This is a genomic window from Microcoleus sp. AT9b-C3 (assembly GCF_036705485.1).
In the GTDB taxonomy this organism is placed as follows: domain Bacteria; phylum Cyanobacteriota; class Cyanobacteriia; order Cyanobacteriales; family Microcoleaceae; genus Microcoleus.
Window position 1 is genome coordinate 93,314 of the sequence record NZ_JAUBUR010000013.1, and the last position, 15,066, is coordinate 108,379.

Here is a 15,066-nt window from a genome sequence, read left to right on the forward strand (position 1 = left end):
CTCCGGTTCTTCAGCCCGTGTAGCCATGCTGCACCATGTTGTCAACTGTTGCAATCTAAAAAAGGTTAGCAATGCTTACCGCGAAAAATTTGATTGGGAGTTTTTTGTTCAGATGACTATCGAAACTATTAACGATGTACTATTTCCGCCTTTCCTTTTTACCACCCTTTTTTGCTTAGCCTCAGCATTCCTGCACGAGCCTGAAGCAGTCCAATCGGAAGAACTCACAAACAATCGAACTGAAGTAAATGTGGCAACAGCCGCAGCGCAATCTGACAGTGCCAACAGCGAGGTAAATGGAGCAACAATTGAAATTGAGAAACCAGCCAGCTCCCATCACACTCGCCATCAGACCACAGGCAAAAAAACACCAAACAAACCAGCAAAACCAATTGATTTTGCCGCACATTCAGGCGCAAGCACAACCTCACTTCCTGCCGTTAATACTTCGCTGATTTCACTTAGGCAAGCTCGCAAAATTGCTAGCGCCATCAAAGCTGCTGCGCCAGAACTGGGGTTCAAGCAAAAAGTTAACGGCTCTGATTCCTCTATTGAATGGTTGCAGGCTCAAATCAAAAATCGGCTGGAAAATTATCCCCTAATTGTGATGCCTATCATCCTCAAGCTTGCTCCCAAAGCGGTGATTGCAAATACCCTAGCATCTGCTACTTCCGAACTAGGTGAAAGTGCGCGTTCAGTGTCCTAGCAGCGAACGAAAAGTTTCTCAACCAACCAGCGTACTCGTTTACCCTCCGAAACTTATAACAATGCCCAAGCCTTCATAAGGTTTGGGCAGTTCTTTTGACCAGAATAAGCGATTTTCCAATAAAATCATAAATTTTTATTAAAGGGAAACAAAACTAGCAAAACAACTTGCAAAGTGAATCAAAAAATAGTATAATCTAATTATTACAAGCGCCACTTCTATTTGAGCGTACTGTTATGGCGGCAATTAAACCTGTTACCTTCCGAGACCTCATAGACGCGATCGCCACCTTGCCAATTATCAACTTTCCTGAGAATTTAAGTCAGTTGAGTAGCAATAAAAGCCAATCTAACTGCAATAAAGGACGCGGGTTCCGGCATCCTCGGCGCAGCGCCCCGCAAGTGGCCCATCAAGCGATAAAAGCTTTTCGGCAGACTTGACGAAAGCGCACTTTCGTCCAATAATAAGGGAGCTTCCATTTTGGAGGGCTGCGCCGTGAAGGTTCAAGGCAACGGGCGTGCTAAGATTTTGACGCCCGCCGAAATATCTAGGCTGTTCGACCGGGGTTTTGTTACAGCAAGAGATAGGCTTTTGTTTGCTGTGACTTTTTATTGTGCCTGTCGTATTTCAGAGGCGTTAGCTTTAACAACTCAGGACATTGTTGGCGGTGTGGTGACGCTGCGGAAAGCGACAACTAAGGGCAAGTCAGCAACGCGAACGCTGCCGCTACATCCTATGTTGGCTAAGTTTTTATTGGCTTACAATCCAGATGCGGGTTTTTTGTTTCCGGGGCGAGAGGGTACGAAGCCTTTGACACGCTCTCAGGCAGACTTGATTTTTAAAGAAGCTTGCAAACGGGTAAGAATTAAGGGAGCTTCCACACATTCGATGAGGCGGACAGCACTCACGAACTTGAGCAATGCTGGGGTGCCGCTGCGGGTAATTATGGAGATATCAGGTCACAAAAATTTGTCGAGCCTCCAGCGCTATTTAGAAGTGCAGCCGGAACAGCTTGTCAAGGCGCTCGGGATTCTGAAGTGAGGCGATCGCGACTTTGGTTCGCCAGATTGTTTCAACAGCAGCCCTGTCACGCGCGCGTGAAGAAGGCTCTCAAACACCTTCCATTTGGTTGTTGACGACGTTAGCGCAGCCGGAGAAGAGGATCGCTCGCTCTGATTTTTTTCAACCGCGATCGACAATAAATCTTGTTTCCGATCGATTGCGAGTACCTAGGATGACGTAAATACGTCGTTAGCGCAGCCGGAGAAGAGGATCGCACTCAGCCAGCGGGCTGGTCAAAGAGCGGCTATCGCCGCTATTGGGAGTGACCTGCTCATTTAAGTTTCATCCATTCTTAACAATAGCGAACGCATTCACCTAGGAAAGCCTTCATCACGGGCGATCGCCCTCAAAAAAGCCAGTTAGCTGTTAAGAATTATGATTGACTTCTATTTCAGTTAACTGGCTCCCTTTCAATTAACCACACAAAATTCAAAGAGGGAGGCTATCTCGCCTTGAACGGAAACAACTTGAATTTACTGCCAGTACCACTACCGCCCATGCTGCCAGAAATGGTGGGTATCGTTGGTGATTCCCGATACTTCGCCATGTTTTATATGGGCAGCAAAGCTACTTGGACTGATGGTAGAGGGTTAGGGACCTTCAGTTATTATGCCGTGTACGAGCCACTTACTGAACATCCCGCTCTCGCCCTCGATCTGGAACCATACCACCTCGGTTCCGATGATGAATTTCCCACCCATGCAATTGTGTGCGATCGCTTGGAAGGAAAGATGTACGTCGGAGATTACCCAGAAGTAGAGAAATTTCTCAACATCCAGCACCCGCCGCTGCCCACTCTGTCACCAGAAGAAGTTGAACAGCAACGGCAAAGGATTGAGGAAGAACTGGCAAACTTTGACATTTCTACGTTCCAGAAGTTGGGGATGTTTGAGTTGTTGGCAGGGCACAATCAACAACAAAAGCAGGAGCTAGTGGAATTGGGGCATTGGCTTGACCAACAACTAACTGAAGATTCGATCCGGCGATACGTCGAAGCTGCTAATAAAGGTAATTGGACAGCGATTTCTGTACTGCAAAGATTTTTGCAACGCATCCATTAAATTTGGGTACAGCAGAATCATTACCCTTAAGCGAACGCAATCTTTCCTTGTAACTATGAGAGGAATTGGTATTAGTGCCAATTCCTAGCAACACTAATTAATGACCAAAAACTCTGCCTATTTCTGTAACAAAAATAAAACACAAAATCAAGTAGTAGCCATTGGAGAAAGAGCGCTTGTACAATGCGTTAAAAGCTGGTGTCCTCCCAGTTGGGAATCAAGATTTCCAGGGGAAATCATCCCTTTCTGGATTCCTATACTTCCTGAGCGACCGCACTCTGATGCAGAAATTCTCAAGTTTGAACCGCTCCACTATCACTTTGACTTTCGCTTTTGGCATGACCGACTTATCAACTTATTCTTCACAGATGGGGAAACTGCTGAAGATTGGCAAGCACGAGTTCAATTAGCTTGTGAAGTTATCGAAATAAAACAAGTGGTGCGCTTGTGCTACCGCAATATACCAATCCTTTCAGCCGACTACAACTTCTTGCCACGCTTGGAGGAAGCTTACTCGAACTGCTCCTTGCTGCCTGGTAATATTTGCCCCCACAAAGGTTATAAACTTTTGCCAAATACCAAGCACCCTAATTTAGGAACCTGTCCGGGTCACGGCTTAGCATTTAACTTCAAAACAGGGCAATTATGCCGGAGAAAGGAATTTACACAGCTTGATTTCAGTTGATTGATTTAGGGGAATATCGCGCTGCAATTTCTTTATCAAGAAATTTGCCGGAAAACCTGTCAAAAAAAGTCAGGTGCAATCGATTCACAGCTATGAACTTATGTCAATCTTAAAAGGAAGTCGAGATTTGATTTCGGCGCTGTTGCTAAGAGATTTGAAGGGGATGCCACCTTCAATCGAATTGCCTGCTAATTTTGCCAAAATTCACACGCCGCGCTTTGAGTGCGGCGAGATGGTGCGCTGGGCTGATGTTGGCGAAGAAGCCGATTGGGGAATAGTTATCGGCAAATTTTACAACTACGAACCGCCCCGTTGCTGCTGGATGTGGTGCTACATAATTTGGCTGGCTGCTAATTCCAAGAGCGCAGCTTGGTGTCAGTTTGATACGGCGCGGGAGGAAGATTTGGAGGGGTTTGAGGATGAAAAAGCCGCAGACTTTGACAGATAGAGAGCGCAATTTAATTGCAGCTTACAGCCAATGCCAATTGGGAATGACGCCGAAGCAGTTTTATGGCAAGTGGGCGGTGAGTTACGAGGAAATCGCTTTTATTTGTTCCCGTTCTAATTCTACAGTGCGGGGTTGGTTTAAAAAGGGGAAAAATCGAAGATTTCCTACTCCTGTCGATTTGCGTCATCTGGCAGTAATGGACTTTCTGCTGGAACATTTTGAGGAAATTCCAGAGGCACTAGCAACCTTGCTATGTCGGCTTTCTGAAGATAATAGCGTGCATTAGTAGTGGCGCGTCTGCTTGAAATTAGTGCATTGAACAATTGCCCGTGTTTTCTCAAATTGATAAACTTCAAAGCATTTCACGGAGACCCAGCACCCGTTATGGATCAAAGAAACTCTTTCTCCCCCTCTCCCGTTCTCCCGTTCTCCCCTGCGAGTTTCTGAGGAGATTTCTAATGCCTCATTTCCAAATAGACGCGCCACTATTGTTTTTGATTTTATATACATCAAGCCTTTTCAGCATCAAAAAATAATTTGAGCGGGTTTCAGCACAAATATAGTCAATTGTCAATATCACCGTGACCTGTCTTTGACAATATTGTTTCAATTAAGGTAATGGCAGGTAATCAAACACAAACACAATTTGTTACTGTTATCAGGAGGTTAAAATGACCTATTTTGAGAAGTTGCACCCGTGGTGCTTAATTCGCTTACTTCCTAATTGCCAGCGTATTGTTGTGGCGCGATTTCGCAAGAGAAACGATGCAGATGAGCATCTGCGGGTTTTGCAACGGTTGGTTAAACATCGCACATTTGTGATTATTTTTGATAGTCAAGAACAGCCAGCTTTGCCTCAAGATTGATGGGCAAAACTTATTTTGAAGTCGAATTAGTCAAAGTACCTGCATTAGATTAATAACTCCGCTTCTCCACAATTTCTCCTAGTTATCAATCCAACTGATAACTGGGAGAGTTTTTGATGGGTGCATAAGTCCTAACTATGAAAAATTTGAGTAGCAGTCAAATCAACAGAACAAATTATACAAGACTTACGCCCCAAGTGTTTAAATACACTATTGGTAGCGGTAAGGTGCTTATGGCTCACCCTACATATAGAGGTTATGCGTAAGTCCTGTTAGAGTTATTATTATCGTCTCCATCAATTAATGATTGTGTAAATTTCAGCTAGCGCTGATTAGTGTTTGAAAGATAGTGGAAGAAACCAACCCTATGATTCAAACACTGGTAAAACCGAATTTTCAATTAACTTCTCAACAAAACAACGCCCTCCAACTCCTCGAACAATTTGTAGCAAGTTCTAAACGGGTATTCGGGCTATTTGGATATGCAGGTACGGGAAAATCAACCCTTGTCAACCTGGTAGCAGAACAATTAGTCAGCGCCGGAAAGAGAGTCGCTTTCACCGCTCCCACCAATAAAGCTGTAGGCGTATTGCGACGGATGGCTGCTGAAAAAGGACTGAGAGGAGTAGACTTTATGACCATCCACCAGCTATTGGGGTTAGCTCCAGTCAAACAGGGGCAAAATAAAATCCTCAAACAAGTTTCTCCTTCTTTCCTTCACCTGTACGACACCATTTTTCTCGATGAGTGCAGTATGGTTACAGCAGAACTGTGGAATATTATTCAAGAAAGAATTGCTAGCGCTTTACTCATCGGCAGCAATCGGCAGCTTATTGTCATGGGCGACCCCGCACAATTGCCTCCTGTTAATAATGGCTTCATAGAAGAGAAAAAATCTCAATCCTTCAGCGTGCCTGAAAAAGCCGTTTTAACAGAGGTCGTCAGGCAAGGTGCGGGCAGCCCCCTGCTAGAATTCGTAACAGCTTGCCGCACGGCTGTCAAGAGCAAAGAGGCGTTCAAACCCTTCTCCAAATTCAGCCTTGATAAAAAAAACGGAGCCTTCTTAGTCAGAGAAAAAACGCTGCTGAAATACGCTTTAAAAAAGTTCTCTTCTACTTTCCCTCAAGACCCTGATTGCTTTCGCATCCTCTGCTACACTAACGAGCGCGTCGCCTACTGGAATAGCAAAATCAGAGCCAAAATCTACGGAAAAAATGCTCCCAGATTTATTATTGGAGAGAGGTTGATTGCTAAAGCTCCCGTTATTGCTCCCGACGGCAAAACCGTCATCCTGCCCACATCAGCAGAAGTGGAAATTGCCGAATTTCAAGAGGATAGGTACTCTGGCTATAAAGCCTGGAATCTCCAGGTTAAAACCGATGCAGGCGACCAACGCCAAGTTTACATCCTCCACGAAAGTGACGCTTGCCGATTCCAACAGGACAATGCTAGGTTGCTGCAAAATGCTAAAAGCAATCCGAGCTTATGGAAGGCATGGTACGACCATTGTGAAATTTTTGCAGATATGAGAAATTGTTGGGCAATTACTGTACACAATTCTCAAGGCTCTACTTTCACGGAGGTGGGAATTGATAGCAGTGATATCGGCAGGAAAGTCGCTAGTAAATTGCTGTATCTCGCTCAACTTTTCCCTAGTCAAAAAGCTCAATTTGTCAAAGAATACCGCGACAGTATTCGAGCGCACAATCAGCTTATGTACGTGAGTTGTAGTCGTGCGAAGCACCGGGTTTTTGTTACTAAGTGAACCCATTTTATATTTGGTGAATGGCACTTTTAGAGTTTAAGGGCGATGCCTGTGGCTGGCTACGCCTCCGCCATCGAGTCAGCGCAAGCGCGATCGCCCTTGAAATGTGCTACTTTTTTAATCGTACTCAAGGGCGATTACAGTAATGTTTATATAAAGATAGCATCGGGTACAATAACAATACGGGACTAAAAGCTGAGAAAATTGTTAGGTTGCGATCGCACTCTTTATCTCATCAAAAAAGTTGCACCAACTTAAAACAGTGCCACACAGACGGAAGTAGTGCCAAAGTTTTCCAGAGGATGGTATGAGTTTAACTAGAGCAATTCCAGAACTGGGTCAGTTAGTCAAAGTGCGATCGCGCCAATACGTCGTCACCGAAATACGTCCAACTGCCATACCTGTTAATCCCATGCTACCAGGGTTACAGCAGTTGCAAAACCTGGTGATGCTTTCCTCTGTGGAAGATGACGCTTTGGGGGAAGAATTACAGGTAATCTGGGAATTAGAACCGGGGGCTTTTATTCGCGAACGGATGGAACTACCGCCACCTACAGGTTTTGATGAACCCGCTAAATTAGACGCTTTTTTGGATGCGGTACGCTGGGGGGGCGCTTCAACTGCTGATATTCGTACTATACAATCTCCCTTTCGCAGCGGTATTGATATTGAAGATTATCAGCTTGACCCCGTTGTGCGTGCCATTCAAATGCCCCGCGTTAACTTACTAATTGCTGATGATGTAGGATTAGGGAAAACCATTGAGGCGGGATTAGTCGCGCAGGAGTTGACAATTCGCCATCGTTGCCGCCGTATTTTGATTATCTGCCCTTCAGCGCTACAAATTCAATGGCGTGACCAAATGCGGGATAAATTTGGTTTAGATTTCCGGATTGTGGATAGTAATCTGATGAAGGAGTTACGGCGTTCTCGCGGGATTCATGTTAATCCTTGGCAGCATTTTCCCAGATTGATTACTTCGATCGATTTTATCAAGCGCGATCGCCCCCTGCGTCTTTTTCGCGAACTCCTCCCCGCCGAAGGCGAACCCCTCTATCCCCGCCGTTTTGACTTGCTGATTGTCGATGAAGCGCACAACGTCGCACCATCCGGCGGCGGAAAATATGCAGTTGACTCGCTCCGAACCACTACAATTAGATTATTAGTTCCTCATTTTGAACACAAATTATTTTTAACCGCCACTCCCCATAACGGTTATCCCGAAAGTTTCACCGCTTTATTAGAATTGTTAGACTCCCAAAGATTTGCTAGGGGTGTTTCTCCTGACAAAAACCAACTGCAAGTTGTCATGGTGCGACGACTGAAACAGGAGATGCAAAACTGGGATGGTTCGCCTTTATTTCCAGTACGGAATTTAGCCCCTATTTTAGTTGATTATCCCGCCGGAGAACGGAGGGCGCACGCAGCTTTAAAACATTACACCGAATTACGCGGTAAAGGTGTGGCAGATAATACAGAAAAGTATGCTACTGAATTTGTTTTAAAACTGTTAAAGAAACGCTTGTTTTCTTCACCAGAAGCTTTTGCGATTACCTTAGCCCAGCACGAAAAATCTTTAACTTCTGCCCGCCGCCGGACTGCTACCACTTTATCACGACCAACTGAAGGAATTTTACGCCGTCAATTAGAGCAAGTTGAAGAAGAATTTGCCGATGATGCGGTTTACGAAGAAGCAACCGATGAGGCAATTACTAATACTAGCAGATTGTTTCGCCCACTTTCGGCAGCAGAACAACAATTATTACAAGAAATGCGACAATGGGCAGAAGATGCCGCCAAACGACCGGATGCCAAAGCTCAAGAGTTATTGAATTGGATTCATACTCAGATCAAACCTAATGGGAAATGGTCGAAAGAACGGGTTATTATTTTCACCGAATATCGCGCTACTCAAAAATGGTTGTATAATTTATTAGCAGCCGAAAGATTAATCGAAGGAGACAGATTGATGACTCTTTATGGCGGCATGGTTTCGGAAGATAGGGAAAAAGTCAAAGCAGCTTTTCAAACCGACCCTGATATTTCCCCTGTGAGGATTTTACTGGCAACTGATGCAGCTTCGGAAGGGTTAGATTTACAGAATTATTGTTCTAAGTTGATTCATTATGAAATTCCTTGGAATCCGAATCGGATGGAACAGCGGAATGGCAGAATTGACCGTCACGGACAAAAAGCTCAGGAAGTTTTAGTTTATCATTTTGTCGGCAAAGATTATAAACAAAATTCGGTAACGGGAACTAAACCGGGTGATTTAGAAGGTGATTTAGAATTTTTAATGCGGGCGGCATTAAAAGTTAATAATATTAGAGAAGATTTGGGTAAAGTGGGTATGGTGATTGCCCAGCAAGTAGAAGAAGCAATGTTAGGATATCGGACTACTTTAGATACTAGCAAATCTGAACGGGAATCGGAACCTGTGCGACGGATGTTAAAGTTTGAGCGCAAAGTGAGAGAACAGATTGATAAATTGCGGGAACAATTAAACGAAACTCGCCAAAATTTACGGTTGACTCCTGATAATATAGAATCAGTAGTAAAAATAGGGCTAGAGTTAGCCGAACAACCGCCACTGATAGAAACTCAGGTAGCAGGTTTAAAAGGAAAAGCTTTTTATTTACCAGCCCTAAAAAGCAGTTGGGCGATGTGTAGCGAAGGGTTAGCCCATCCCCATACCAAGGCGATTCGTCCCATTGTTTTTGACCCCGAATTAGCCCAGGGTAAAGATAATGTGGTGTTAGCACATTTGAATCATCGGTTAGTACAAATGTGTTTGCGCTTGTTGCGGGCTGAGGTGTGGTCTGGGGAGGAAAGAAAATGCTTGCATCGCGTGACGGCGAGGTTAGTTTCTGCTAGTTCGGGGTTGGAAACTCCGGCGGTGGTTGCTTATGGTAGATTGGTGATTTTAGGAACCGACCAACAACGGTTACATGAAGAGGTGATTGCGGCGGGGGGAATCTTGAAGGATGGGAAATTTACCCGGTTGAGAGTGATGCAATTGCAAAAGGCGTTAAATGCAGTTTTACCAGACGCAGCGCCAGATAGCGTTCAACAAAAATTAGCAAATTTTTGGCCGAATTATGCCGATGAATTGCTGAAAACTTTGCAGGCGCGGATGAGTGAGAGAACTGCTAGTTTACAGCGGGATTTGCAGAACCGGGCTGATAAAGAGGTGGCGGATATTACGGCTATTTTAACTGAGTTAAAGCTTAGTATTGAAAAAGAGTTTGTTGAACCGGAGTTTAAGCAATTGGAGTTATTTAATACGGAGGAAAAGGCACAGTTTGAGCGAAATGTCAATAGTTTAAAGTTGAGGATTGAGCAAATTCCTCGCGAGATTGAACAGGAAACGGATCTGATTAGGGCGAGATTTGCTAATCCAACGCCGCGATTGTTTCCTTTGGCGGTTACTTATTTAGTTCCACAGAAACTTGTGATGTAAATTATCATATTGATTGAGGGAATTTATCATCAATTTTTAGGAGTGAGGCAAATGGCGTACAGCGATTTTAAGTTAAATGAAGTAAGTCAACGGTTTGGATTGACGGTGAATGAAGCATCGGGAATGTTTGCGGATGTACCGGAAGCAGAATGTAGCGATTTACTGGTGACAATTCTCGGTGAAAATGTCGATTTGGCGGTGGCGATTAATACGGAAAAAGCCCGTTCGGAAATGATTATTAGTCCAGTTTTGTTAGAGATTAGGCGCAAGTTTAAGGGTCAAATTAGCTTATTTTCGGGGGTGGATTTTACGGTTGATGTCCAACAAGGTTTAAATGGCTTTTGTGATTTTATCATTAGTTCATCGAAAGAACAGTTATTTGTTCGCGCCCCGGTAATTACGCTGGTGGAGACGAAGAATGAAAACTTAAAATCGGGGTTGGCGCAGTGTATTGCGGAAATGGTAGCAGCACAGTTATTTAATGAACGACAAGGAAATGAAATCAAAAGTATTTATGGAGTAATCACTATCGGCACGATTTGGCAATTTCTAAAGTTACAGGATAAAGTAATTTCGATCGATCTAAGCGAATATTATATTAAGGATATCAAGAAAATTTTAGGTATCTTAGTCAGCGCCATTCAACAGCAATAAAAACCTATTCCCCATTACCCATCATGTCTACCGCACGTCACCACGCTGAATGGTTATCTCTGGTTGAAGCTTCCGGGCCTTTTTTAAGTTTACCGGTATTGCTGAAAGTGTTTCCCAGCGGGTTAGATGCCCATGACTCGGAACATTTTAAGCTGTTACGGTTAGCCTATGAAGAATGGCAGGATAATCAACTCGGGGCGCGTCCTGAAAAAGCGATTCATCGCGCTTGGGTGGAATTTGTTTTGCGGCAGACTTTGGAATTGCCGGAGGAGGTATTGTTAGAAGGGCAGCGCATTCCGCCAGGGTTGCAAACCACTGTTGCACAACAGGGCGAAACTCTCCGGCCAGATTGGGTAATTGTTAATCCTCAAGAAACACCTAATGCAGGGACACCCCGGCTATTAGTTCAGATTGTACCTGCGGAACAGGATTTGGAGAAACCTTTGGCAGGACAACGCTGGAAAGCAAGTCCCGCGACTCGGATGATGGAATTATTGCACGCTGCTAATGTGCGGTTGGGGTTAGTAACTAATGGCGAACATTGGATGTTAGTTAATGCGCCTAGAGGTGAAACCACGGGTTTTATTTCTTGGTATGGGACGCTGTGGTTGGAAGAACATTTGACGTTGCGGGCGTTTCGCAGTTTGTTGGGGGTGCGGCGGTTTTTTGGGGTGGATGACTCGGAAATACTGGAAACTTTGCTAACTCAAAGTATTAATGACCAGCAAGAAGTTACTGACCAATTGGGTTATCAGGTACGGCGGGCGGTGGAAGTGTTAGTACAGGCATTAGACCGCATTGACCAAGATAGAAATCGCACTCTTTTGCAAGATATTTCGGAACCTCAGCTTTACGAAGCGGCGCTGACGGTGATGATGCGTCTGGTGTTTCTGTTTTCAGCGGAGGAACGGAAGTTGATTCCTTCGGCGGGGGGAGAAGCGCTTTATCACGAATATTATGCGGTTTCTACCATTTCCGCTAAGTTACGCAGCGATGCGGATAAGTTTGGTGAGGAGGTGTTGGAACGCCGCAGCGATGCGTGGTGTCGGTTGTTGGCGACGTTTCGCGCTGTGCATGGGGGAATTCGCCACGATTTGCTGGATATTCCCGCCTATGGCGGCAGTTTGTTCGACCCGGACAGATTCCCGTTTTTGGAGGGGCGAGTGCAGGGAAGTCGATGGCAGGAGATTTCTGCTGAACCTATCCCGGTGAACAATCGGATTGTGTTGCATTTGTTGGAAGCGTTGCAAATTTTGCAAATCAGAGTGGGCGGGACGCTGGAACCGCGCCGACTTTCGTTTCGGGCGCTGGATATTGAGCAAATCGGTCATGTCTATGAAGGCTTGCTCGACCATACGGCGGTCAGGGCAACGTCTCCGGTTTTAGGATTGATTGGGACGCGGGAACGGGAACCAGAGGTGGCGCTTTGGGAGTTGGAGCGGCTGCAAGCCAAGGGCGAGGAGGATTTGGTCAAATTTGTCAAAGAGCAGTCGAATAAGTCCCCTGCTGCGCTGCGTAAGGCTCTCTCAGTGGGGATTTTGCCAAGGGTGCAGGAGCGGTTGCGGGCGGCTTGCAATAATGATGGGGATTTGTATCAGCGCGTTTTGCCGTTTGCCGGATTGATTCGCCTGGACACGCTGGAGTACCCAATGGTGATTCCAGAGGGCAGTGTCTACGTCACGAAAGGTTCAAATCGTCGGGAAACGGGGACGCATTATACACCGCGCAGTTTAACTGAACCTATCGTGCAATATACCCTGGAACCGTTGGTTTATGAAGGGGTGGCAGAGGGGAAGCCGAAGGAACAGTGGCGACTCAAGTCAGCGAAGGAGTTACTGCAACTCAAAGTCTGCGATATGGCGATGGGAAGTGGGGCGTTTTTGGTGCAGACTTGTCGCTATTTGGCGGAACGCTTGGTGGAGGCGTGGGAAGTGGCGGAACGGGAAAATCCGGGTCAGGTAGTGATTGCGCCGGAGGGGACTTTATCTAAGTTTCGTCCTGATGAATGTCCGATTCCGAAAGATAGTGACGAACGGTTGACGGTGGCGCGGCGGATTGTGGCGGAACGCTGTCTTTATGGTGTTGATAAAAATCCTTTGGCGGCGGAGATGGCGAAGTTATCTTTGTGGTTGATAACTTTGGCAAAGGGGCGACCGTTTACGTTTTTAAATCATGCTTTGAAATGGGGTGATTCGCTGTTGGGGGTGACGGATGCCCAGCAAATTGAGTTTTTCCACCTTAATCCGAAAGAGGGAAATCAATTACCGATTATTTCGACGATTTGTAGACCTTTGTTGCAAGAAGCTATTGCTAAACGTCAAGAGTTAGAAGGTTTTTCGGTTAATGATATTCTGGATTTGCAGCGGAAGGATGAGTTATTGAAGGAAGCGGAAACAGCTTTAAATCAGGTGCGGTTTATTGGTGATTTGCTGGTGGGAGAAGCGTTGATGCAAGCGGGTAAAACGGGTAATTTGGTGGCTGAGGATTTGGCGGTTTTATCTCAGCAGGTGGCGGGAGTTTTGGCGGTGAAGGGTGAGGAAAGACAGCGACAAATTGAGGTGTTATATGCTAAGGCGCAAAGAATGTTAGATATTGGGAAACCTGTGGAACAACCGCCTCGAAAAACGTTTCATTGGGCGTTAGAATTTCCAGAAGTGTTTTTGATTGGAGGCACTGAAGTGCCTACTACGAACGGGGGAAAAGATGTTCGTAGTAAGCACTTTAGTGCTTCAAAGTTGGGGTTTGATGCGTTGGTGGGAAATCCTCCATTTCAGGGAGGGAAAAAGATTACAGGCGTACTCGGTACGGATTATCGAGATTTTCTAGTAGAAAGGATTGCAAGTGGAAAAAGAGGAAATGCTGATTTATGTGCTTATTTTTTCTTAAAGGCGCAACAGCTACTTAGTTCTCATGGTGGATTTGGTTTAGTTGCGACAAATACAATTGCTCAAGGGGATACCCGCGAGGTAGGTTTAGATCAATTAGTTGCAAATGGTTGTGTAATTCCCCGTGCTGTACCAAGTCGCAAATGGGAAGGAAGTGCTAGTTTAGAAGTCGCTCATGTTTGGGTTCATCAGGGGCGCTGGCAAGGTGAATTTATCTTAGATGAAAAGCCTGTTTATGGAATTACGCCATTTCTGACAACATCAGCAAAAGTGGTAGGAAACCCTTATCGTTTAGCAACGAACCAGGATAAATCTTTCATAGGTTCATATGTGTTAGGTATGGGTTTTGTCCTGACTCCAGAAGAAGCCCAAGCATTAATTGAAAAAGACCCTTGCAACAAAGATGTTTTATTTCCTTATCTAAACGGTCAGGATTTGAATACTAACGCCGACCAATCACCGAATCGCTGGGTGATTAATTTCCACGATTGGGCGTTGGATGCTGAACATGACGATCCGAAGAAGCCGAAGGGTAGACCTTATGCAGTTGATTATTCTGATTGTTTGGCGGTTGTAGAAGAGAAGGTTAAGCCTGAGAGAACACGGCAGAAAGAAAACGGGGAATTTGTGCTTAGGACACCGCTACCGCAAAAGTGGTGGATTTATGCAGACAAACGTCCAGCACTCTATGATGCGATCGCAAATAAGAAGCGAGTTTTAGTCCGTGCCCGTGTTAGCAATACTAACTCTATCACATTTGTGACAACAAATTTAGTTATGTCAGAGATGATAGTAGTATTTGATTTTGAAGATTATACTTCATTAGCGATTTTGCAATCAATGGCACATACGGAATGGTTTATTTACCATTCTTCAACTCTTGGTGCAGGAACTCGATACACTCCCTCAGACTGTTTTGAAACCTTCCCCTTCCCCTCACACATTTGTAGTAAAAACTTCAGTCCTTCAAGCACTAAAGTGTTTCCTACAAACCTAGAAGATACTGGCGAAAAATATTACACCCACCGCCAATCCATCATGCTTTCTCGCCAAGAAGGATTAACCAAAACCTACAACCGCTTCCACAACAGAGACGAAACCGCCGCCGATATTCAACAACTGCGAGAATTGCACGTAGAAATGGATAATGCCGTTGCCGCCGCTTATGGTTGGCAAGACATAGACTTAGGGCATGACTTCCACGAAACCAAACAAGGATTGCGCTACACCATCAGCGAAACCGCACGGCGGGAAGTGCTAGATAGACTCTTGCTGCTGAATCACGAACGCTACGACGAAGAAAAGGCCCAAGGGTTGCACGACAAAGGGAAGAAAAAGGGGAAAAGTGGGGGGAAAACTGCTAAAAAACAGGTATCATCTGAGGGACAGTTAAGCTTATTTTGATTAGCAGATGAAACAAACGTTCGTAGTAGGGACTGAAGTCCCTTTAGCACTAAAGTGCTTACTACAAACG

The 15,066-nt window shown here is 45.1% G+C and carries 12 protein-coding genes; all 12 read left to right on the forward strand.

Annotated elements, in window-relative coordinates:
* Positions 1–112: 112 nt before the first annotated feature.
* The 12 genes from QUB77_RS14410 to QUB77_RS14465 all read left to right on the forward strand — a co-directional run bounded on the left by QUB77_RS14410 (position 113) and on the right by QUB77_RS14465 (position 14,996).
* Complete coding sequence (locus QUB77_RS14410) at positions 113–706, forward strand: hypothetical protein (protein ID WP_333176456.1); 594 nt, start codon at positions 113–115, stop codon at positions 704–706.
* Positions 707–942: 236 nt separating this feature from the next.
* The gene (locus QUB77_RS14415; protein WP_333176454.1) at positions 943–1,146 is read left to right on the forward strand and encodes a hypothetical protein; all 204 of its coding nucleotides are present in this window, start codon (positions 943–945) and stop codon (positions 1,144–1,146) included.
* Between the two features lie 55 nt (positions 1,147–1,201).
* Positions 1,202–1,747: a tyrosine-type recombinase/integrase gene (locus QUB77_RS14420; RefSeq protein ID WP_015211723.1), complete on the forward strand. Its 546-nt coding sequence runs from the start codon at positions 1,202–1,204 to the stop codon at positions 1,745–1,747.
* A 473-nt stretch (positions 1,748–2,220) separates the two neighbouring features.
* Positions 2,221–2,829, forward strand: a complete 609-nt coding sequence (locus tag QUB77_RS14425; RefSeq protein ID WP_333323158.1) for a hypothetical protein — start codon at positions 2,221–2,223, stop codon at positions 2,827–2,829.
* Positions 2,830–2,929: 100 nt separating this feature from the next.
* Positions 2,930–3,514, forward strand: coding sequence for a hypothetical protein (locus QUB77_RS14430; RefSeq protein ID WP_333323160.1), 585 nt, complete (start codon positions 2,930–2,932; stop codon positions 3,512–3,514).
* A 100-nt stretch (positions 3,515–3,614) separates the two neighbouring features.
* Entirely contained in the window at positions 3,615–3,962 is a 348-nt protein-coding gene (locus QUB77_RS14435) for a hypothetical protein (protein WP_333323162.1), read from the forward strand.
* A complete protein-coding gene (locus tag QUB77_RS14440; RefSeq protein WP_015211720.1) occupies positions 3,934–4,248 on the forward strand; it encodes a hypothetical protein in 315 nt (104 codons plus the stop codon). The genes QUB77_RS14435 and QUB77_RS14440 overlap by 29 nt, the downstream gene beginning before the upstream one ends.
* A 385-nt stretch (positions 4,249–4,633) precedes the next feature.
* The gene (locus tag QUB77_RS14445; RefSeq protein ID WP_325314622.1) at positions 4,634–4,828 is read left to right on the forward strand and encodes a hypothetical protein; all 195 of its coding nucleotides are present in this window, start codon (positions 4,634–4,636) and stop codon (positions 4,826–4,828) included.
* Between the two features lie 367 nt (positions 4,829–5,195).
* Entirely contained in the window at positions 5,196–6,593 is a 1,398-nt protein-coding gene (locus QUB77_RS14450; RefSeq protein WP_333323164.1) for an AAA family ATPase, read from the forward strand.
* A 307-nt stretch (positions 6,594–6,900) separates the two neighbouring features.
* Positions 6,901–10,053: a DISARM system SNF2-like helicase DrmD gene (gene drmD / locus QUB77_RS14455; RefSeq protein ID WP_333323166.1), complete on the forward strand. Its 3,153-nt coding sequence runs from the start codon at positions 6,901–6,903 to the stop codon at positions 10,051–10,053.
* 51 nt (positions 10,054–10,104) lie between these two features.
* Positions 10,105–10,707, forward strand: coding sequence for a hypothetical protein (locus QUB77_RS14460; RefSeq protein WP_333323168.1), 603 nt, complete (start codon positions 10,105–10,107; stop codon positions 10,705–10,707).
* A gap of 23 nt (positions 10,708–10,730) precedes the next feature.
* Entirely contained in the window at positions 10,731–14,996 is a 4,266-nt protein-coding gene (locus QUB77_RS14465) for an Eco57I restriction-modification methylase domain-containing protein (RefSeq protein ID WP_333323170.1), read from the forward strand.
* Positions 14,997–15,066 lie beyond the last annotated feature (70 nt).

Coding starts and splice junctions, on each gene's coding strand:
- QUB77_RS14410 (WP_333176456.1), top strand. CDS start 113: ATGACTATCGAAACTATTAACGATGTACTATTTCCGCCTTTCCTTTTT.
- QUB77_RS14415 (WP_333176454.1), top strand. CDS start 943: ATGGCGGCAATTAAACCTGTTACCTTCCGAGACCTCATAGACGCGATC.
- QUB77_RS14430 (WP_333323160.1), top strand. CDS start 2,930: ATGACCAAAAACTCTGCCTATTTCTGTAACAAAAATAAAACACAAAAT.
- QUB77_RS14435 (WP_333323162.1), top strand. CDS start 3,615: ATGTCAATCTTAAAAGGAAGTCGAGATTTGATTTCGGCGCTGTTGCTA.
- QUB77_RS14440 (WP_015211720.1), top strand. CDS start 3,934: ATGAAAAAGCCGCAGACTTTGACAGATAGAGAGCGCAATTTAATTGCA.
- QUB77_RS14445 (WP_325314622.1), top strand. CDS start 4,634: ATGACCTATTTTGAGAAGTTGCACCCGTGGTGCTTAATTCGCTTACTT.
- QUB77_RS14450 (WP_333323164.1), top strand. CDS start 5,196: ATGATTCAAACACTGGTAAAACCGAATTTTCAATTAACTTCTCAACAA.
- drmD (WP_333323166.1), top strand. CDS start 6,901: ATGAGTTTAACTAGAGCAATTCCAGAACTGGGTCAGTTAGTCAAAGTG.
- QUB77_RS14460 (WP_333323168.1), top strand. CDS start 10,105: ATGGCGTACAGCGATTTTAAGTTAAATGAAGTAAGTCAACGGTTTGGA.
- QUB77_RS14465 (WP_333323170.1), top strand. CDS start 10,731: ATGTCTACCGCACGTCACCACGCTGAATGGTTATCTCTGGTTGAAGCT.